The sequence below is a fragment of the Paractinoplanes durhamensis genome (assembly GCF_016862175.1).
GTDB lineage: Bacteria > Actinomycetota > Actinomycetes > Mycobacteriales > Micromonosporaceae > Actinoplanes > Actinoplanes durhamensis.
Window position 1 is genome coordinate 96,540 of sequence record NZ_BOML01000036.1, and the last position, 18,976, is coordinate 115,515.

An 18,976-nucleotide genomic window follows, 5' to 3' on the forward strand; every position below is an offset into this window, starting at 1 on the left:
CAGCCCGCCCAGGTCAGCCCGCCCAGGTCAGCCCGCCCAGGTCAGCCCGGCTCGGCTGGGGCGGGGCAGGTGGGTCAGGCCAGCCAGCCGGGGCGGATCAGGCCTGCCTCGTAGGCGAAGACGACCAGCTGGGCTCGGTCTCGGGCGGCCAGTTTGATCATGCTGCGGCTTACGTGGGTCTTGGCGGTGGCCGGGCTGATCACCAAGCGGGCGGCGATCTCGTCGTTGGACAGGCCCTCGGCGACCAGGACCACCACCTCCCGCTCCCGGTCGGTCAGCGCGTCCAGCAGGGCCGGTGGCGCCGCCGGGCCGGACGGGGCGTGCTTGCCGGCGAACTCGCTGATCACCCGGCGGGTCACGCTCGGCGACAACAGGCCGTCGCCGGCCGCGACCGCCCGGATGCCGCGCAGCAACTCGACCGGCTCGGTGTCCTTCACCAGGAAGCCGGAGGCGCCGCCGCGCAGCGCCTCGAAGACGTACTCGTCGAGCTCGAACGTCGTCAGGATGACCACCCGGGTCTCGGCCAGGGCCGGGTCGGCGGCGATCCGCTTGGTCGCCTCGAGGCCGTCGACGCCGGGCATCCGGATGTCCATCAGGACCACATCCGGGTGGGTCTGCTGGGCCTGCCGGACGGCCTCCACCCCGTCCCCGGCCTCGGCCACCACCTTGATGTCGGGCTCGGCATTCAGCAGGGCGCGGAAACCGGCCCGGACCAGGGCCTGGTCGTCGGCCAGCAGCACGGTGATCACACGGGACTCCCGTCGTCGGGGGTGGGCAGCAGGACCGACACCAGGAAACCGCCGTCCACCGGACCGGCCTCCACGGTGCCACCGAGACTCTGGGCGCGCTCACGCATCCCGGCGATGCCGGTGCCCTCGCCGTCCACCGGCTCGGCGCCGGCGACCGCCGGGCCCTCGTTGCGGATGGCCAGGTGCAGGGCGGTGGGCAGGTAGTCGACGGCGATCGAGGCGGTCGCGCCCGGGCCGGCGTGCTTGCGCACGTTGGTCAGGGCCTCCTGGACGATCCGGTAGGCCGCCCGGTCGACCTCCGGCGGCAGCGGGCGCTCGTCGCCGGTGACCTTGGTGGTGATCGGCAGGCCGGCGTCGGCGGTCAGGTCGTCGAGGCGGCTCAGGCCCAGGGCGGGGCGGCGCGGCGCCGGCTCGTCCTCGGCGCGCATCACGTCGAGCACGGCCCGGACCTCGCGCAGCGCCTCGGCCGAGGCCGTCTTGATCGCGCTGAGCGCCTCGCGGGCCTGCTCCGGCTGCTTGTCCATCAGGTGCAGGCCGACCCCGGCCTGCACGTTGATCAGCGACAGGTGGTGGCCGAGCACGTCGTGCAGCTCGCGGGCCATCCGCAGCCGCTCCTCGGAGGCCTGGCGGCGCTCCTGCTCCTTCTTGGCCCGCTCCCGCTCGGTGCGGATCTTCATCATCTCGGCCATGTGCTCGCCGCGGACCTTGGCGGCCCCGCCCAGGAAGATCAGCAACGCCATCGCGGCGACCAGGAACAGGGCCTCGCGCAGGCCGGGCCGGGCGCCGGCGGGCACGCCGAGACGGTCGGCGAAGGCCCAGCAGATCGCGAAATACGCCGCGTAGGACGCCCCGGCGCCGATCACCGCGGGCCACAGCCGGCCCAGCTTGGCCAGGTTGAACAGGGCGATGGCGGGGGCGACCGCATAGGTCCAGCGCGGGGCGGCGAAGGTGGCGAAGCCGAGCGAGGCCGCGGCGGCGATCACGAAGACGGTGAGCGGGAAACGCTTACGGAAGGTGAGCGCGATCGGGCCGGCCAGCAGGAGCGTGAAGACCGGGGCGGTCAGCGGACGGTAAACGGCACCCTCGTTGGTCAGATTGTTGGCGCCGGCCACCTGGAAGATGCCCGCGAGCACGCCCAGGCCGGGGCGGGCCCAGCTGCGGCGGCGGAAGGAGCCACCGCGGCGTTCCTGCCGCCACGGCGCTTCCCAGGGGCGCATTTCTTCCATGCGGCCGAAACTACGGCACCGGGCACTTGGGGGGCATCGGTGCTGGGTCCGATCCACGCGTACGCCCAGGGTCGTACGTCTGGGGTCCGGGATGCCTCCCCGGGCGTACACATCAAGGCTTTGAGCTCGGGAAAGCCGCCGCGAAGATGCGACGCCGGGCCGACGCCGCGCCGCGGCGGAAAGCCGACTCTGGAGACACGACGCCCACGAGGAGGCAACCGTGAATCCGAACGAAGCCCCGAACCGCATGCGCACCTCCGACAAGGAACGTGAGCAGATCGCCGAGATCCTGCGGGCCGCGATGACCGAGGGCCGGCTGACCCTGGAGGAGGGCGAGGAGCGGCTGGCCGCGGTGTACGCCACGAAGTACCGCGACGAGCTCCGGCCGCTGGTCGCGGACCTGCCCGACGCCGGCCGCCGGGCGATGACCGAGGCGCAGGCGCCGGAGGCCCGTGTCGCGACACGCCGGGCCCTGCGCCGGCATGCCAGTTTCGTGCTCCTCGCCGCCGGGCTCCTGACCGGTCTGTGGATGCTCTCCGGGGCGCACTTCTTCTGGCCGGCCATCCCGCTGGTGTTCCTGGTCATGGGCCTGGTGCGGCACGCCCGGTGGAGTCACTACGAGCCGCGCTACAGCTACGCGCACCGGGTCGCGCCGTGGAACGGCCCGAACTGGCGGTGATCCACAACACTCCATAGTGGACGCGACGGTCGTTGATCACCCCTCCCCGTACTGCGAGAGTTAGCAAGTTTGTTCGGGGAGGGGCACCAACATGATGGGACCGTCGCACGCCTTGTCGGGCGCTGCGGCCTGGCTGGCCGGCAGCTGGGCGCTCGACCACTTCGCGGGCTACGGCCAGTCGCCCCTGACGGTGGCGGTGGGTGCCACGGTCTGTGCGGGCGGCGCGCTGCTGCCCGATCTGGATCTCTCCGGCAAGGTCACCCGCAATCAGGGCGGCGCCACGGTGGCCCGTACGTTCGGGGTGTTCTCCCTGTTCGCGGCGGAGGTGATCGAGAAGATCTCGCTCGGCGTCTACACCGCGACCCGGCTCAGCCGGGACCCGCGGCGCAACAACGGGCACCGCACGTTCACCCACACGCTGCCGTTCGCGGCCCTGGTCGGCTGGGGCACGACCGCGCTGGCCACGCACTACGGCAAGTGGGCCGTGGTCGGCATCATCTTCTTCATGGCCGGCCTCGCGCTGCGCGGCCTGTTCGACGGCTGGGCCGAGAAGGCCGGCTGGGTGATCGTGACGATCTGCTCGGGGGTGATCGCCTGGCTGACCGCGGCGATGCTGCCCGGCGACCGCGGCTATCCGATGCTCGGCTTCGCGGTCGGGGTGGGCTGCATCGTGCATCTGCTCGGCGACATCATCACCTCGGCGGGCGTGCCGATCCTGTGGCCGATCCCGACCGGGCGGCGGATGTGGCGGATGGTCGGCGTCCCGAACGGGCTGGCCGTGCGGGTCGGCGGCAAGGTCGAGACGATCGTGCTGCGGACCGCGTTCACGGTGATCGCGGTGGTGTCGATCGCCGCGATGTTCGCGCCGGGCCTGCTGCACCGCTTCGAGTTCGACGCGTGGGCGGACAGCGCGCCCTAACTCTTCTTGTACGCGGCCCGGCTGGCCTCGATCGAGGGCACGTGCTCGATCGCCCAGCCGGCCAGGGCCAGGGCCGGTGGCAGCAGGCTGCGGCCGGTCGCGGTCAATTCGTACTCAACGCGGGGTGGCACTTCGGCGTGCACGGTGCGGGCGACCAGGCCGTCGCGCTCCAGGTTGCGCAGGGTGAGGGTCAGCATCCGCTGGGAGATGCCCGGGATCTGCCGGTGGAGCTCCTTGAAGCGCAGCCGGCCCTGGTCGAGGGTGGCCACCACCAGCAGGGTCCACTTGTTGCAGATCTGGTCGAGGATCGCCCGGAGCGTCTTGCCGCCGTCGCCGCGGATCATGCAGCTGTGCACGTATTTCATGACCACCGCCTGTTCGTCAGGCACACGAATGTGCCTTTTGTAAGGCCCTCTTGAGTACCCCATGATGTGGTTACTTCCCGATAGTAACCAAGGGGCTGCCATGGAAATCGCGTACTGGATCGTCGGCGGGCTGCTCGCCCTCTTCTACGTTTTCGCCGGCGTTCAGAAGGTCAGCCAGAGCCAGGACAAACTGCGCCCGACGATGGGCTGGGTCGATCAGATCCCGATGCGGGTGGTCCGGCTGATCGGCGTGCTGGAGATTCTCGGCGGGCTGGGCCTGATCCTGCCGCCGCTGACTCGGATCGCGCCGGGCCTGGCCCTCGCCGCCGCGATCGGCCTGGTGCTGATCCAGATCGGCGGCCTGATCGTGCACCTGCGCCGCGGCGAGACCTCGGTGATCTGGCTCAACATCGTCCTGCTGATCCTGGCCGCGGTGGCCGGCTGGCTCGCCACGACCTGGCTTTAGCACTCACAGCGGCATCGGGTCGACGTCGCAGTTGGCCCGCTGCCGCGCCTCCGCCGCAGCGATCGCCGGATGCTCGCTGCCCAGAACCCGCCGGTACGACGCGACCACCTCGGCTCGCATCAGCCGGCCCTCGGCACGCTGTCCCAGCTCGTCCATGTCGAAGGCAAGGTTGAGGGCGCAGGCCAGGGTGGACGGGTGGTCGCTGCCGAGCAGTTCCTGCGATTTGCGGTAGGTGTCGGAATCCAGCCGGTGTGCGGCCTCGTGGTCACCGCGTGCGGCCAGGTCGCTGGCCAGATTGGTGGCGCAGGTCAGAGTGAGCACATGCCGGGGGCCGAGCCGGGATCGCAGCCCTCGGTGCGCCGCGTCGTCGTGCAGGTACGCCTCGTCGACCAGCCCGAGCAGCCTCAGCACGATCCCGAGGTTGGTCCGGGCATAGAGCGTGTACGGATGATCCGGCCCGAGGGTGTGCAGGTAGTCCTGCCAGGTCCGGTCGGCCAGCTCGCGTGACTCCGGGACCTGATCGTTCTCGCGCAGGTCGACCGCGTAGTTGAGGGCGCAGGCGATGGCCTCCGGATTGAGCTCACCGAACCGGCGCCGCAACTCGTTCATGGTGTCCAGGGACAGCTTGCGGGCCCGCCCGTGATAGCCGGCCCGCCGGCGGGCGACGGCAAGGTTACGGGCGGCCATCAGGGTCTGGGGGTGGTCGACACCGAGGATCTTCTGGATCCGCTCGTACAGCTTCTCCTGCAGCCGGTTGGCCTCGACGTAGTCGCCCCGCTCCCGCAGATCGAGGGTGAGCCCGTTCTGGGTGAGCAGGGTGAGCGGGTGGTCGGCGCCGAGCACCTCGACCCGTCGGCGCACGGTGTCCATGTCGCGGTCGAGCGCGGCCGGGAAGTCGCCGTTGAGGCGCAGGCTCACGCCGAGGCCGTGGGCCAGGGTCAGGGTGGTCGGATCGTCCGGCCCGAGAACGTGATCGGCGGTGTGGTAGGCCTCTCGGTCCAGCTCCAGCGCGCCACCGAAGTCCCCGGCCGCCCGCAGATCGGCCGCGACAAGGCTCATCGCGTCGAGCGTCTCCTCGTCCTCGGTCCCGTTCGCGGCCCGGAGCTTCGCCAGGCAGTCGGCGTTGAACCGGGCCGCCTCGCCGAACTTGCCCAGCTGTCGCAGCACGAAGCCGAGCCAGCGGGCCGCCTTGAGGATCTGCGGGTCGTCGGCCCGCAGCATGTCCGTCCACTGCGCGACGACCTGGGTGGCTAGCTCCAGGCAGCCGTTCTGATCGCCCCAGTAGAAGTAGAACTCGATCATGTCGAGGACCAGCTGGCGGGCCCATTCGTCCTCGCAGCCGACCATGTCGGAGGCGAGCACATGGGGCAGCAGCGCGTGGAACCGGGGCCACTGGGCGATGCCGCCCGGGTTGCCGGGGTTGCCCCCGGCGAGCAGCAGGTGCGCGGCGTGCTGCATGGTCACCCGCTGCTCGGCGGTGAGCTGGTCGAGGACCACCGTGCGGACCAGCCGGTGCAGCTGAACGGTTTGCTGCTCGCCGTGATTGATCCGGGCCAGGCCGTACCGCTCGATCTCGCGGAGCGCCCGGTTGAGCTGGTTGGGCTTCTGCAGGGTGATGCCCAGTTCGGGCGAGAGGCCGACGTTGCGCGGTCCGACGAACAACTCCCGCGAGATCGGCTCGGGAGCCATGAACGCACACGCCTGGAGCAGCAGCAACGCGGCCGGGTTGACGGTGCCGAGGTGTTCCAGCGCGACCGCGGAGGCGGCGGCCACCGCCACCTCGTACTGCGGGTCGCCGACCCGGCCGCCCAGCTCCGCGCGTTTCACCGCGAGCAGGTGCAGATATTCGTCCACCGGCGCCTGGGTGGCGGCGCGCCAGGCACTCGCCTGCCCGATGGCCAGCGGCAGGTCGTCGAGCACCTCGGCGAGCCGGTCGGCCTCCTCGGCGGTCAGGTCGGGATTCCGCTTACGCAGCAGCGCGATGCTCTCCTCGCGGGCGAAGACGCCGATCTCGAGCGTCACCGCGACCCCGGTCCACTGCTCGTTCCGCGAGGTGACCAGCACCTTCCCGGTTCCCCCGGTGGGCAGGTAGGGCTGGACCGTCTCCAGCGTCTCGGCGTTGTCAAAGATCAAGAGCCAGCTTGCGTACGGGTGACCGGCCTGAAGTGCCGCCGTGACCGCCGCGACCGCGGTGTTCGCCTCCTGCCCGGTCGACAGGCCGAGCCGCTGACCGAGTTCCATCAGGGCGCGCAGGATCTGGGCGGGCTGCTCCGACGGCACGAACCAGACCACGTCGTAGTCGGCGCGATGCCGGTAGGCGTACTCGGTGGCGATCTGCGACTTGCCCACCCCACCCATACCGTGCAGGGCCTGCGGCAACACGGCCGTGACGTGCTGCCTGCGCAGGTGCCGATCGAGGACGTCGAGAAGCTCCTCCCGCCCGGTGAAGTCGCCGTTGCGCGGCGGCAGGTTGCCCCAGACCGCCACCTCGCCCTCCGGCTGGAGCAGCGCGTTGATCGCGGTCGGCGCCGCCGGACCGGGGTAGCCGCGCCGCTGCGCCGCCGGCGTACGGGAGGCGGTCGGCGGGAGCGGTGGCGGGACGCCGGATCGCGTGGCCTCCGGAACCTCGCCCAGGCGGGCGATGGCCTCTTCGAGACGGGACGCGCGGGTCGCGTACGGGCCGGACAACGCCCGCAGCACCGCCAGCTCCAGCCGGGCGGACTCGGCCGTCTCCGTGGTGACCGGGGTGTCCGGCTGAGCGTCCGGCGCCTCGATGGCCCGCAGCAGGTTGCGGGCCGCCGGCGTCCGCTCGCCCAGGTAGGCGGAGACCACCTCGACGACCCGGACGGTGTCCTCCCGGGCCGCGCGAGCCAGCAACTCCTCCCGCACTCCCGGCCGGAATGCCAGGTCACCGACGTCATCGATGAGGAGCCGGCTGGTGACGACCTCGGCCAGGTGCACCGGCTGCGAGGCGGGCAGCAGCGCGCCCTGCACGATCCGCAGCGCGTCGAGTTCCAGCGGTGCCGACGCGACGTAGGTGGCCAGCTGGAAGGCCGACGCCGACGCCTCGGCCTGGAACCGGCGGACCAGTTCGCGGGGGCCGGCCCCGACCGGCACCGGCTCGGTGGTGGACCGGCGGCGGGGCCCGGGTGCGCGGTCCGGGTCGGCGATGTGCGCCACCGCGTCCAGCCAGCCCTGGGCCGGCCCGCCGAGAAGCGACGCCCACCAGCCGAGCCACCGTGGGCCGAGCTCCAGCAGCGGCACCACCACGGCGGCCTCGTGCAGCGGGTCGTCGAACGGGTTCGTCCGCTCGGCCGGCTCGCGGATCTGCAGCTCGGCGTTGGGCGACATCACCCGGGACGCCGCCAGCTGCACCTCCCGTGGCGCCAGATAGGAGCGGTGCCAGCGCTCCTGCGGGTACGGGTTCACGATCGCGACCGGCACCGCGCCGCCCCAGGCCTGCAGCACCCGGTCGGCCGACGCCTGTGCCCAGAACTCGGCCATCCCGTCGCTGAACACGATCACCAACTGCCCGTCCGGCGGTCCGGGCACCTCCGGCGAATGCCGGAACGGCCCGAGCGAGTACGCGTTCACCTCGGCGAACACCGTGCCGGCCAGCTCCTGGAAGGCCTGCACGGTGGGCGTCCACACCCGCATCGACGGGCTGTCGTCGAGCACCAGCGCGAGCGTGGTGGCGTGTGAGGTGAACCGGCGTAGCGCATCGGCCAGCTGCTCCGGGCCGGGCAGGGCGGCCACCGGGCGTACGCCGAACGACCGGCCGGTCACGACGCCACCCCCGGGTCGGTCAGCAGCCGCCGCGGGTCGTCCCACAGCAGGGCGACCCAGCGCCCGGAGTGGCCCGGTTCATCGGTGCCGGCCTGATAGGCCTCGACCCGTACCCGGCGGGTCCGGGCCGGCAGCTCCCCCGGCTCGCCGGCCAGCGACCCGAGTCCGTGCGCGCTGTCCGCCGGCCGGGCGAGCCGGCGGTCCCACAGGATCACCGGTACGCCCGCCAGCAGCGCCGCGAACAGCTCGCGGCGGCCCCACGGCGAGTCGGGCGACTCGCTCAGCACGACCACCGCGTAGCGGTCGTCGGCGCGCAGGTCGGCGGCCCACGCGTCGAACGCCGGCTCGGTGCGCTCGGCGATCCCCCACAACACCCGGCCGGTGTACGGCTTGGCGTCGATCTGCCGCCACCGGTTACCCCACGCCCGGTGGACCCGCGGCTCGCGCATGCGTTCCCGGCTGCGCACGGTGACCGTGTACGCCAGGCACAGCGGATCGGACCGTCCGAAGATCCGCGGCCCGGTGAACCACTGGACCGGAAGGTTGAGCAGCCCGGCCGGCATCACGAACTCGATTCCGGCCGGTTCGGTCGACCGGGTCCAGAGCTGTTCGGCCTCTTCGACCAGTCCGCGGGCGGCTTCCTCGAGCCCGGTCACCGGCACGTCGGCCGGTCCACCCGGCACCGGTCGCGGGCGCCAGGGGCCGCCACCGTCCTGGATGTACGGCGTGATCCGGCAGCTGTCCCGGTCGATACCGTCGGTCATGATGTCGATCAGCAGGACCGGGCCGCCCCCGGACGGCCCGGAGCCGTCACCCAGCCGGGCCCGCAGGGCATCCGCCGCCCCGGCCGACGCGGCCCGCGCCTCGGCCCAGCCGACGAGCTCCGCACCGACCGGGTGTTCGCCGAGCGACCGACCCAGCCGGGCGATGAAGACCACGGCCGGATGCAGCCCGGCCGCGTCCGCGTTCAGCCCGGCCAGATGCTCGACCGCGGCGGCCGGCGTGGCCAGCACCTCGGGCGACGGACGCGGCAGCTCGGGCACGGTGGCCTGCCACACCGCACGGACGTCCACCGCCGCCGGCAGTCGGCGCAGCAGCGCCTCGAGCTGCTCCCGCTCGGCCGGGGCGAGCACCGGCAGGGCCCGTCCGCCGAGCCGGATCCCGGGGCCGTCGAGCGCCGGCGTCATCTCCAGCAGGGCACGCACGTACGCCGCCGCGGCATAGGACGCGAACAGGTGCCATCGGTCGTTCTTGCCGGCCGGTTCGGCGTAGTCGGCCACCCCGCGCACCATGAACCAGGCCCGGTCCTCGGCCGCCGTGCTGGCCGCGATCCCGGACCCCTCCATCTCGATGGCGAGCATGTCCGGATAGCGCGCGGCCAGTTCGTCGCGGGCCTGCTCGTCCCGCATGAGAACGTCGCCCGAGCCCATCACGCCGTGATGCACCCGCGGAAGGCCGTCCATCGAACCGATGACCGGCCGCTCCGGGTGCGGCACCGGGATGCCGCGCACGTAGAGCACGTCGGTGTCGGCCGGCGGCCGCCGGGCCTGCGGGCTGCGGGCCGGGTCCAGCCACACGGCCCACGGGTAGTGGCCGCGCAGTTCCTCGAGCTGCAGCTCCCGGGCGGCGCGCAGCAGGCGCTGCGAGATCAGGCCGGCGCTCTGCCGGCCGCGCGGCTCGGCCTTACCGTGCTCCTGACGCACATGGGTGTAGTCGACGATGCCGTCGGCGGCCACGACGATGTCGCCGAGGCGGACATGCCGCTCGGGCGTCTGCAGCCGGGGCACGCCACCGGCGATGCCCACCATGATCACGACCTGGATGCCCGGGAAGGTGCGCACCATGTTGGCGCAGTAGTAGGCGGCCGACCTGGTGTTGTCCTTCGACATCATCAGTGCGGCGACACCGTGCGGCCGGGCCGGGTCGGTGCTCGGCAGGATCCCGGTCCAGTAGCGGTTCTGATCCAGCGGATCGTGAAAGCTGCCGACGTTGTCGAGCAGGCTCACCACGGCGTTCGCTTCGACCGGCAACGCCGTGAGGATGCCGATGGTCACCTCCGACGACGATGTGCGCGGTTCGTCGTTCGGCCTGGCGGGGGACGGAGAGGACGTCGACATCGGCCACGCTCCAGGATCGGTTCCGGCTGCAGATCGGCATCGACGATGATCTGTCGCACGAGAATCAACACCAGCGTCATCTCGATCACCGCTATGGCGATGATCGAGAGCGGAACGTCGGTCAGCGCATGGCGGACGGTGACCTATATCAATCGTTCAATAACCAATAAGACCAGGTTTTACCTGGTGGAGGCCTCGCCCTGTCCGGCCGAGATCGAATAAGGATCCCGTCACGTAACGGCGGAAAGCAAAGTATCGCCTACGGAGCAACGATACGTACAGCCGTCAAACGATCCGCCATTCGCATCGAAGTCAAGAAACTAGAATTGATGCGGAATCGCACTTTCGGTCCATGCCGCGAGGCCGGCCGGATCGGGCCGGCCGCCGAGTCCCGCGTGCAGTGCGGCCACCACCTCCGGCCGGGCGAGCAGCACCGCACCGCCCGGCATCCCGGCACGGGCCATCGCCAGGCCCAGCCCGGTCCACGCGTCGGCCGAGGCCGGATCGTCGTGCACCTGCTCGGCGAACCCCTTCCGGGCCGCGACCGGATCGCCGGCGAACAGCGCCAGATCGGCATCGCTCAACCCGCTGCCCCATGATTCCCCGCGGACGGCCGCATATCGGTCGGGGGCGGTCAGCCGGCGCCGGGCCAGCCCGAGTCGCGCGCTCGACCAGTGCCGCATCGTCTCGTCCGGCCACACCTCGGACGGCGCGACCGCCACCGGTTCGGCCGACCCGGCCTGCCAGGCGGCGGCCAGCGCGGCGACATCGACGGCGGCCGGGTGGCCGTGCCGGATCCGCCAGCCGGCCCGGTGCCCGTCCGCCACCAGAGCGGCCAGCGCTACCGCCTCCGGGTCGAGGCGGTCGGCCTGCCAGGTATCCATCTCGGCGGCCAGCCGGTCGGTGAAGCGGCGACCGGCCTCGGTCAGGCCGCCGTCGCGGCGGGCGACGCCGAGGGCTTCGCGGGTTTGCGCGCGGGCGTAGGCGTACTCGAAATCCGCGAGTTTCCCGGGCAGATCGGCCGTGTGGCGCTGCATCCGCCAGAAGGCCGCGATCCCGAAGAATGCGTAGATGCCCTGGAGAAGGCCGCCGGCCGGGCGCGGGTCGTCGCGCCACGGAGCGTAGAGGCCGGGTCGCCCCGAGCCCTCGGTGAGCACCACCAGGTGCATGAGGCCGCCCAGCTTGATGTGCATGAACTCGTGCGCCAGCGAGACGGCCAGGGTCACCGGGTCGGGGGGCAAACTGCACATGATCGCCCCGAACGCGTCACCGCTCGACGCACTGCGGGTGCCCCAGCCCTCGCCCACCGGCAGCGGCACCAGCGAGGAGACACCGGCCGCGAGCGCCTCGGCAAGCGGCCGGTGCCGCTCGACGAGAATGTCCCAGGCCCCGGCGAGCAGGCCGGTCCAGCGGGCGACCGCCGGATCGGACAGCCGGGCCGGTGGGACCGGGTCGGCCAGGTCGCGCATCGGGTCGAGGTCGTCCAGCCAGACCGTGAGGCGGACGTCGTCGCCGACGGTCACCGCCCGCAGCGCCCACCAGCCCGGGCCGTCCACGCCGGGCGGTGGGACGTCGATCCGCACCCCCGCGTGCCGCAGCCAGATCCGGCCGTCCTCGGTGGCGATCTCGGCGACCGCCGACGGCGCGCAGCCGTCGAACATCGCCATCCCGAGCCGCGGCAGCATCACCCGGCCGTCCCGCAGCGGGACCTCGGCACGGTAGGGCAGGCCGGCCGCGGCCGACGCGACGATCGCCACCGCGTGCAGCTGACCGAAGCCGGCGTCGGCGGGCCGGCGCAGTGTGTAGGCGAGCCAGCTGCCGACCTGGGGATGCATGAGGATCGCCGACACCTCGCCGGGGGCGGCCCGCTCCGCACGTTCGAGGGCCGACCAGGCCGGGCCCGGCCCGGCCGCCTCCAGGAACGCCCGGAGCAGGACCATCCGCCGGCTGTACTGACCGGCCTGCAGCTCGGCTATCACCGCTGGGTCGCCGCCGCCGGCCGCGAGCCGATCGAAGGTCTCGGCACCCAGCCGGATCCGGCCGGGACGGGCAGCGTCGATCACGGGCGTGCACTCCTCACTGAGCATGGTCAGTCGGCGCGACCGGGCGGTCCTGAGCCGCCGAGATTGACCCGCGGGCGGCCGACCTGACGCAACACCAGACGAACGGCCTCGGCCAGCTCCGGGCTACGGTCGGTTCGCAGATCGCTCAACGAATACCCCTTCAGCGCGACCATGTCGGTTTCGGTGGCATCGCCCGGCAATGCGGTGGTCCGATCTCTCATCCTCAGGAGCCCTCTAGTCGCTTGTAAAGTTTACGCGAGACCTTTGCCGCGGCGAACGGAGTTCACTCGAAAGAGCCGCCAGACCACATCCTGCCCGATATTTCCGGATTTGGTAGGCGTAAAACCGGCCGAGGCAATATCACGCTGCGGCATCTTTGCGCGCCAGAAGGCACAACGCCAGAGAAATCCCACTGGTCGGCAACCGCAAAAAATGTCATACCTGCGGGTCAGACTGTCGGCATGCTCATCGCGGTGGCTCCCGATCCGGACGGCCGTGGTGGCCGTCTGCTGGATCTTCCGACCGGGTCCCCGCAGCAGGTCCCCGACCTGGCCGCCGCGATCGCCACCCGGGAGGCCGCCGGCCAGCCGCGCTGGGTCTGGCCGGCCACCACCGAGATCTACCCGAGGCTTCTGCGGGCCGGCGTGCGGGTGGCCCGCTGCCACGACCTCGAGCTGACCGAGGCGCTGCTGCTCGGGCACGACGGGCGGTGGGGCACGCCACGCTCGCTGGCCGCGGCCCGGGCCCGGTTGCACGGCCTGCCGGTGCCGGCCGACCCACCGCCGCGGCAGCCCGACCCGCCGGGCTTCGCCCAGGCCGCGTTGTTCGAGGCCAGTTCCGGTCCGCCGGCCTCGCACGGCTTCGACGTCCTCGAGGCCGTGCAGGAGGTGTATGCGGATCAGCAGGTCCGGCTCGCCGCGACCGAGCAGCCGGGGCGGTTCCGGCTGCTGGTGGCGGCCGAGTCGGCCGGCGCCCTGGTCGGGGCGGAGATGGGGCACGTCGGCCTGCCCTGGCGTGCCGACCTGCACGACCAGCTGTTGCGCGAGTTGCTCGGGCCGCCGCAGCCGTTCGGGCCGCCGCGCCGGCTCGCCGAGCTGACCGCGCAGATCAACGAGGCGTTCGGCACCCACGGGATGCACCCCGACTCGCCGGCCGAGGTGGTGCGCGCGTTCGCCCAGGCCGGGGTCGAGGTGCCCAACACCCGGGCCTGGGTGCTGAAGCAGGTCGAGCACCCGGCGGTGCGCCCGCTGCTGGAATACAAGGAGCTCTACCGGATCTGGACGGCGCACGCCTGGTCCTGGTGCGACGCGTGGGTGCGCGACGGACGGTTCCGGCCGGAATACGTTCCGGGCGGCGTCGTCTCCGGCCGCTGGGCGACCCGCGGCGGCGGTGCGCTGCAGGTGCCCAAGGTGGTCCGCCGGGCGGTGGTGGCCGATCCGGGCTGGCGGTTCGTGGTCGCCGACGCCGGCCAGCTGGAGCCGCGGATGCTCGCGGCCGTCTCCGGCGACCGGCGGCTGATCGCCGCGGGAGCGGCCGGCGATCTCTACGCGGCGCTGGCCACCGACTCGTTCGGGGGCGACCGGGCCAAGGCCAAGCTCGCCCTGCTCGGCGCGATGTACGGGCAGACCGGCGGCGCCGCCGTCCCGGCCCTGGCCGTGCTGCGCAAGCACTACCCGACGGCGTTCGAGTTCGTCGAGGCCGCGGCCCGCACCGGCGAGGCCGGCGGCCTGGTCCGCTCCTGGTTGGGCCGCACCTGCCCACCGGCCTCGGCGGGCGGCCGGGACGCCGGGCTCGACCCGCCGGAGGAGGGCGGTTCGGCCGAGACGCAGGGTGGCGCGTCGGGGCGGGCCCGGGGGCGGTTCACCCGCAACTTCGTGGTGCAGGCGACCGCGGCCGAGTGGGCGCTGGTGCTGCTGGCGACGCTGCGCACGGCGCTGGCCGGCCGGAAGGCGGAGATGGTGCTGTTCGTGCACGACGAGGTGGTGGTGCACTGCCCGGCCGAGGAGGCCGACGAGGTGGTGGCGGCGGTGCACGACAGCGCCGAGCAGGCCGGCCGGTTGCTGTTCGGTGCGACCGAGGTGCGCTTTCCCCTGGACGTCTCAGTAGTTGGTGCATATGCCGATGCCAAGTGACAAGTGGGGTAGCTTTGTGGGTCCGATGCGAGAGGCGCTGCAACGGGGTGACACCCGCCACGCTCGCACGGTGAATACCGACCAAGGGCGCCTCCGTTGTTACCACGGAGGTGGTCGGTGTGGAGAGAAGCGCACGCGTCGCGAAGCTTAAGCGGCTCCTGTCGGAACGGATCCTCGTGCTCGACGGCGCCTGGGGCACCATGCTGCAGGGCGCCAAGCTCAGCCCGGAGGACTATCGCGGCGACCTGATATCGCCGGACCATGAGCAGGACGTCACCGGCGATCCTGACCTGCTGATCCTGACCCGGCCCGACGTGATCCTCGACGTCCACCGGCAATATCTGGCGGCCGGCGCCGACATCACCACCACCAACACGTTCACCGCGACCGGCATCGCCCAGGCCGACTACGGCCTGGAGTCGCTGGTCAAGCGGATGAACGTCCGCGGCGCGCAGCTGGCCCGCGAGGCGGCGGCCGAGGCCGAGGAGCGGGACGGGCGCCCCCGGTTCGTGGCCGGTTCGGTCGGCCCGCTCAACGTGACCCTGTCGCTGTCGCCCAAGGTCGAGGACCCGGCCTACCGCGCGGTCACGTTCGACCAGGTCAAGGCCACCTACGCGGAGCAGATCGTGGCTCTGGTCGAGGGCGGCGTCGACCTGCTGATGATCGAGACGATCTTCGACACGCTGAACGCCAAGGCGGCGATCGCGGCCGCCCAGGAGGTCGCACCCGAGGTCCCGCTGTGGATCTCGGTGACGATCGTCGACCTGTCCGGCCGCACCCTGTCCGGGCAGACCGTGGAGGCGTTCTGGCGCTCGATCGAGCGGGCCCGCCCGCTGGTCGTCGGCGTCAACTGCGCGCTCGGCGCGGCCGAGGCCCGCCCGCACGTGGCCGAGCTGGCCCGGCTGGCCGACGTCTTCGTGGCGTCGCACCCGAACGCCGGCCTGCCCAACGCGTTCGGCGGCTACGACGAGACCCCGGCCCAGACGTCCTCGCTGATCAAGGGCTTCGCCGAGGACGGCCTGGTCAACATCGTGGGCGGCTGCTGCGGCACCACCCCCGCCCACATCGGGCAGATCGCCATCGCCGTGGCCGACGAGACGCCGCGCCTGATCAACCCGCCCAAGCCGACCACCCGGTTCTCCGGCCTGGAGCCGTTCGAGATCGGCCCGGACACCGGCTTCGTCATGATCGGTGAGCGGACCAACGTCACCGGCTCGGCCAAGTTCCGCCGGCTCATCGAGGCCGACAACTACCAGGGCGCCGTCGACGTGGCCCTCGACCAGGTGCGCGGCGGCGCCAACCTGCTCGACGTCAACATGGATGCCGACCTGCTCGACAGCGAGCAGGCGATGACCACGTTCCTCAACCTGATCGCCACCGAGCCCGAGGTCGCCCGCATCCCGGTGATGATCGACAGCTCGAAGTGGACCGTGCTGGAGGCCGGCCTCAAGTGCGTGCAGGGCAAGGGCGTGGTCAACTCGATCAGCCTCAAGGAGGGCGAGGAGCCCTTCCTGGAGCACGCCCGGAAGATCAAGTCGTTCGGCGCCGGCGTGGTCGTGATGGCCTTCGACGAGCAGGGCCAGGCCGACACCCGGGACCGCAAGGTCGCGATCTGCGGCCGCGCCTACGACCTGCTGGTCGGCAAGGCCGGCTTCGCCCCCGACGACATCATCTTCGACCCGAACGTGCTGGCCGTGGCCACCGGCATCAGCGAGCACAACGGGTACGCGAAGGCGTTCATCGAGGCCCTCCCGCTGATCAAGGCGCGCTGCCCGGGCGCCCGCACCAGCGGCGGCATCTCCAACCTGTCGTTCTCGTTCCGCGGCAACGACGTGGTCCGCGAGGCCATGCACTCGGCGTTCCTCTACTACGCCGTGCGGGCCGGCCTCGACATGGGCATCGTCAACGCCGGTCAGCTCGCCGTCTACCAGGACATCCCGGCCGACCTGCTCGAACTGGTCGAGGACGTGATCTTCGACCGCCGCGAGGACGCCACCGACCGGCTGGTCACCTTCGCCTCGACGGTCACCGGCAAGGGCAAGCAGCGCGAGGTCGACCTGTCCTGGCGCGAGGCGCCGGTCGGCGAGCGGCTGTCGTATGCGCTGGTTCACGGCATCGTCGACTTCATCGAGGCGGACACCGAGGAGGCCCGGCAGCAGCTCCCCCGGCCGCTCGAGGTGATCGAGGGCCCGCTGATGGACGGCATGAAGGTCGTCGGCGACCTGTTCGGCTCGGGCAAGATGTTCCTGCCGCAGGTGGTCAAGAGCGCCCGGGTGATGAAGCGCTCGGTCGCCTACCTCGAGCCGTTCATGGAGGCCGAGAAGGAGAAGGCCCGCCGCGAAGGCCGAGAGCAAACCAGCCGCGGCCAGGGCAAGGTCGTGCTGGCCACGGTCAAGGGCGACGTGCACGACATCGGCAAGAACATCGTCGGCGTGGTGCTGGGCTGCAACAACTACGAGGTCATCGACCTCGGCGTGATGGTGCCGGCCGCCAAGATCCTGGACACCGCGGTGGCCGAGGGCGCCGACGTGATCGGCCTGTCCGGCCTGATCACCCCGTCGCTCGACGAGATGGTCGCGGTCGGCGCCGAGATGCAGCGGCGCGGCCTCAAGCTGCCGCTGCTGATCGGCGGCGCCACCACGTCGAAGCAGCACACCGCGGTGCGGATCGCGCCGGCCTACGCGGGCTCGACGGTGCACGTGCTCGACGCGTCCCGGGTCGTCGGGGTGGTCTCCGACCTGCTCGACACCGACCGCGCCGAGAAGCTGGACATCGACAACCGCGCCCTGCAGGAGCGGCTGCGCGAGCAGCACGCCAACCGGCACGCCCAGCCGCTGCTCACCTTCGAGCAGGCCCGGGCCAACCGCGAGGTGGTCGACTTCAGCGAGCTGCCCACGCCCGCTTTCACCGGCGTACGCATGGTGGAACCGTCGATCGCCGAGCTCCGCGAGATGGTCGACTGGACCTTCCTGTTCCTGGCCTGGGAGCTGAAGGGCAAGTTCCCGGCGATCCTCGAGCAGCCGGTCGCGAAGGAGCTGTGGGACGACGCGAACACCCTGCTCGACCAGATCATCGCGGACAAGTCGTTCTCGGCCCGCGGCCTTTACGGCTTCTGGGGCGCGCACTCCGACGGCGACGACATCCTGCTCGACAACGGCCGGTCGTTCCCGATGCTCCGGCAGCAGACCGAGAAGCCGGCCGGGCGGGCCAACCGTTCGCTGGCCGATTACATCGCGCCCGCCGGGCAGGGCGACCATCTGGGCGGCTTCGCGGTGGCGATCCACGGCGCCGGCGACCTGGCCGCGAAATACGAGGCGGAGAACGACGACTACCGGGCGATCATGGTGAAGGCCCTGGCCGACCGGCTGGCCGAGGCGTTCGCCGAGTTCCTGCACCTGCAGGTCCGGCGCGAGTGGTTCGAGCCGGACGCCGAGCCCGTCCTGGCCGACCTGCACGCCGAGCGGTTCCGCGGCATCCGCCCGGCGCTCGGTTACCCGGCGAGCCCCGACCACAGCGAAAAGCAGGATCTTTTCGAGCTTTTGGGTACGGACTCGATCGGCGTGACCCTGACCGAGTCGTACGCGATGATGCCCGCCGCCGCCGTCAGCGGATTGATCTTCGCGCACCCCGATGCCCGTTACTTCACCGTCGGCCGCCTCGGCAAAGACCAGGTGAGCGACTACGCGAAGCGGCGCGGGATGCCGGTCGAGGAGGTCGAGCGCTGGCTGCGCCCGAATCTGGCGTACGACATCGACTGATTCAGGAAGCGCACAGGTCCATCACAGCGAGTACTCGACGGGGCTGGTTACGGTTAAGTGCCAAGCTTCCGAAGAGGAGGGATGGCACTTGAGCGGCTTCATCAAGCGGTACCTGCTCTCGATGGTCGCGTCGAAGGTTCAGCGGATGCAGCATGGGCAGGGCATGCGGCACATGCAGCATCCGCAGCAGTACGGCCACCACGGCCACTACCGTCATCACGGTCATTACCGACACCACGGGCACTACCGGCACCACGGCCACTACCGCCGTCGTCGCCGGTTCTGGTGAAATAACGGCCGGCTGCGATGCGCAGCCGGCCGATCGCCGTTCTCAGGCCAGCGCGGCGATCGCTTCGATGGAGATCAGCAGGCCGCGCGGCAGTTCCACGCCGGACGGCGCTGATCGCGCCGGCGGCGGGTCCGGCATGTAGCCGGCGTAGATCTCGTTGATCGTCGCGAAGTCGGCCACGTGCCGGTAGAAGATCGTCGTCTTGACCAGGGTGTCCATCGAGGCCCCCGCGGCGGCCAGGATCGCGCCGAGGTTGTCCAGCGCCAGCCGGGTCTGCTCGGCGATCCCCGGCGGGATCTCCCCGGTCACCGGATCGATCCCGGCGGTGCCGGAACAGAAGACGAATCCCCCGGCGACGATCGCCTGGCTGTACGGCCCGATCGCGGCCGGCGCCCGATCGGTGGAGATAGCAAGCCGTTCCATGACA

The 18,976-nt window shown here is 71.6% G+C and carries 14 protein-coding genes; 6 read left to right on the forward strand and 8 right to left on the reverse strand.

Translation table 11 applies throughout. The features are described 5' to 3' along the window. Positions 1-74: 74 nt before the first annotated feature. On the reverse strand, positions 75-749 hold the full coding sequence (locus Adu01nite_RS22500; RefSeq protein ID WP_203728911.1) for a response regulator transcription factor: 675 nt from the start codon (positions 747-749) through the stop codon (positions 75-77). After that, positions 746-1,975 (reverse strand): sensor histidine kinase, encoded by a 1,230-nt coding sequence (locus Adu01nite_RS22505; RefSeq protein ID WP_203728912.1) that lies wholly within the window; start codon positions 1,973-1,975, stop codon positions 746-748. The genes Adu01nite_RS22500 and Adu01nite_RS22505 overlap by 4 nt, the downstream gene beginning before the upstream one ends. Before the next feature lie 220 nt (positions 1,976-2,195). On the opposite strand from Adu01nite_RS22505, the gene Adu01nite_RS22510 reads away from it, so the two are divergent. Together Adu01nite_RS22510 and Adu01nite_RS22515 are read left to right on the forward strand one after the other, a co-directional pair. Next, positions 2,196-2,654, forward strand: coding sequence for a DUF1707 SHOCT-like domain-containing protein (locus tag Adu01nite_RS22510; RefSeq protein WP_239132624.1), 459 nt, complete (start codon positions 2,196-2,198; stop codon positions 2,652-2,654). A gap of 91 nt (positions 2,655-2,745) precedes the next feature. Beyond that, on the forward strand, positions 2,746-3,573 hold the full coding sequence (locus Adu01nite_RS22515; RefSeq protein WP_203728913.1) for a metal-dependent hydrolase: 828 nt from the start codon (positions 2,746-2,748) through the stop codon (positions 3,571-3,573). On the opposite strand, the gene Adu01nite_RS22520 is transcribed toward Adu01nite_RS22515, so the two are convergent. Further along, positions 3,570-3,962: a winged helix-turn-helix transcriptional regulator gene (locus Adu01nite_RS22520; RefSeq protein ID WP_307836645.1), complete on the reverse strand. Its 393-nt coding sequence runs from the start codon at positions 3,960-3,962 to the stop codon at positions 3,570-3,572. The two genes, Adu01nite_RS22515 and Adu01nite_RS22520, sit on opposite strands and share 4 nt — an antisense overlap. A gap of 76 nt (positions 3,963-4,038) precedes the next feature. Between Adu01nite_RS22520 and Adu01nite_RS22525 the strand changes: the two genes are divergently transcribed. Then, positions 4,039-4,404 carry a DoxX family protein gene (locus Adu01nite_RS22525; RefSeq protein ID WP_203728914.1) on the forward strand — a complete coding sequence of 122 codons (366 nt, stop codon included), beginning with the start codon at positions 4,039-4,041 and terminating at the stop codon, positions 4,402-4,404. 3 nt (positions 4,405-4,407) lie between these two features. Here the strand turns inward: Adu01nite_RS22525 and fxsT are convergent, their stop codons facing one another. From fxsT to Adu01nite_RS22545, 4 genes are all read right to left on the reverse strand, one after another. Continuing rightward, positions 4,408-8,190 carry an FxSxx-COOH system tetratricopeptide repeat protein gene (gene fxsT, locus Adu01nite_RS22530; RefSeq protein ID WP_203728915.1) on the reverse strand — a complete coding sequence of 1,261 codons (3,783 nt, stop codon included), beginning with the start codon at positions 8,188-8,190 and terminating at the stop codon, positions 4,408-4,410. Further along, positions 8,187-10,244: a VMAP-C domain-containing protein gene (locus Adu01nite_RS22535; RefSeq protein WP_203728916.1), complete on the reverse strand. Its 2,058-nt coding sequence runs from the start codon at positions 10,242-10,244 to the stop codon at positions 8,187-8,189. The genes fxsT and Adu01nite_RS22535 overlap by 4 nt, the downstream gene beginning before the upstream one ends. 383 nt (positions 10,245-10,627) lie before the next feature. Beyond that, complete coding sequence (locus tag Adu01nite_RS22540) at positions 10,628-12,370, reverse strand: HEXXH motif domain-containing protein (protein ID WP_203728917.1); 1,743 nt, start codon at positions 12,368-12,370, stop codon at positions 10,628-10,630. A gap of 26 nt (positions 12,371-12,396) precedes the next feature. Then, positions 12,397-12,543 carry a hypothetical protein gene (locus Adu01nite_RS22545; protein WP_203728918.1) on the reverse strand — a complete coding sequence of 49 codons (147 nt, stop codon included), beginning with the start codon at positions 12,541-12,543 and terminating at the stop codon, positions 12,397-12,399. Positions 12,544-12,831: 288 nt separating this feature from the next. Between Adu01nite_RS22545 and Adu01nite_RS22550 the strand changes: the two genes are divergently transcribed. From Adu01nite_RS22550 to Adu01nite_RS22560, 3 genes are all read left to right on the forward strand, one after another. Next, entirely contained in the window at positions 12,832-14,502 is a 1,671-nt protein-coding gene (locus tag Adu01nite_RS22550; RefSeq protein WP_203728919.1) for a bifunctional 3'-5' exonuclease/DNA polymerase, read from the forward strand. A gap of 119 nt (positions 14,503-14,621) precedes the next feature. After that, the gene (gene metH / locus Adu01nite_RS22555) at positions 14,622-18,260 is read left to right on the forward strand and encodes a methionine synthase (protein ID WP_203728920.1); all 3,639 of its coding nucleotides are present in this window, start codon (positions 14,622-14,624) and stop codon (positions 18,258-18,260) included. Positions 18,261-18,348: 88 nt separating this feature from the next. Further along, entirely contained in the window at positions 18,349-18,549 is a 201-nt protein-coding gene (locus Adu01nite_RS22560) for a hypothetical protein (RefSeq protein WP_203728921.1), read from the forward strand. 42 nt (positions 18,550-18,591) lie between these two features. Here the strand turns inward: Adu01nite_RS22560 and Adu01nite_RS22565 are convergent, their stop codons facing one another. Further along, complete coding sequence (locus Adu01nite_RS22565) at positions 18,592-18,972, reverse strand: Rid family detoxifying hydrolase (protein ID WP_203728922.1); 381 nt, start codon at positions 18,970-18,972, stop codon at positions 18,592-18,594. Positions 18,973-18,976: the final 4 nt, after the last annotated feature.

Excerpts from the sequence above, each read along its gene's own strand:
- Adu01nite_RS22505 (WP_203728912.1), bottom strand. The coding sequence starts at position 1,975 with ATGGAAGAAATGCGCCCCTGGGAAGCGCCGTGGCGGCAGGAACGCCGC.
- Adu01nite_RS22515 (WP_203728913.1), top strand. The coding sequence starts at position 2,746 with ATGATGGGACCGTCGCACGCCTTGTCGGGCGCTGCGGCCTGGCTGGCC.
- Adu01nite_RS22525 (WP_203728914.1), top strand. The coding sequence starts at position 4,039 with ATGGAAATCGCGTACTGGATCGTCGGCGGGCTGCTCGCCCTCTTCTAC.
- Adu01nite_RS22545 (WP_203728918.1), bottom strand. The coding sequence starts at position 12,543 with ATGGTCGCGCTGAAGGGGTATTCGTTGAGCGATCTGCGAACCGACCGT.
- Adu01nite_RS22550 (WP_203728919.1), top strand. The coding sequence starts at position 12,832 with ATGCTCATCGCGGTGGCTCCCGATCCGGACGGCCGTGGTGGCCGTCTG.
- Adu01nite_RS22565 (WP_203728922.1), bottom strand. The coding sequence starts at position 18,972 with ATGGAACGGCTTGCTATCTCCACCGATCGGGCGCCGGCCGCGATCGGG.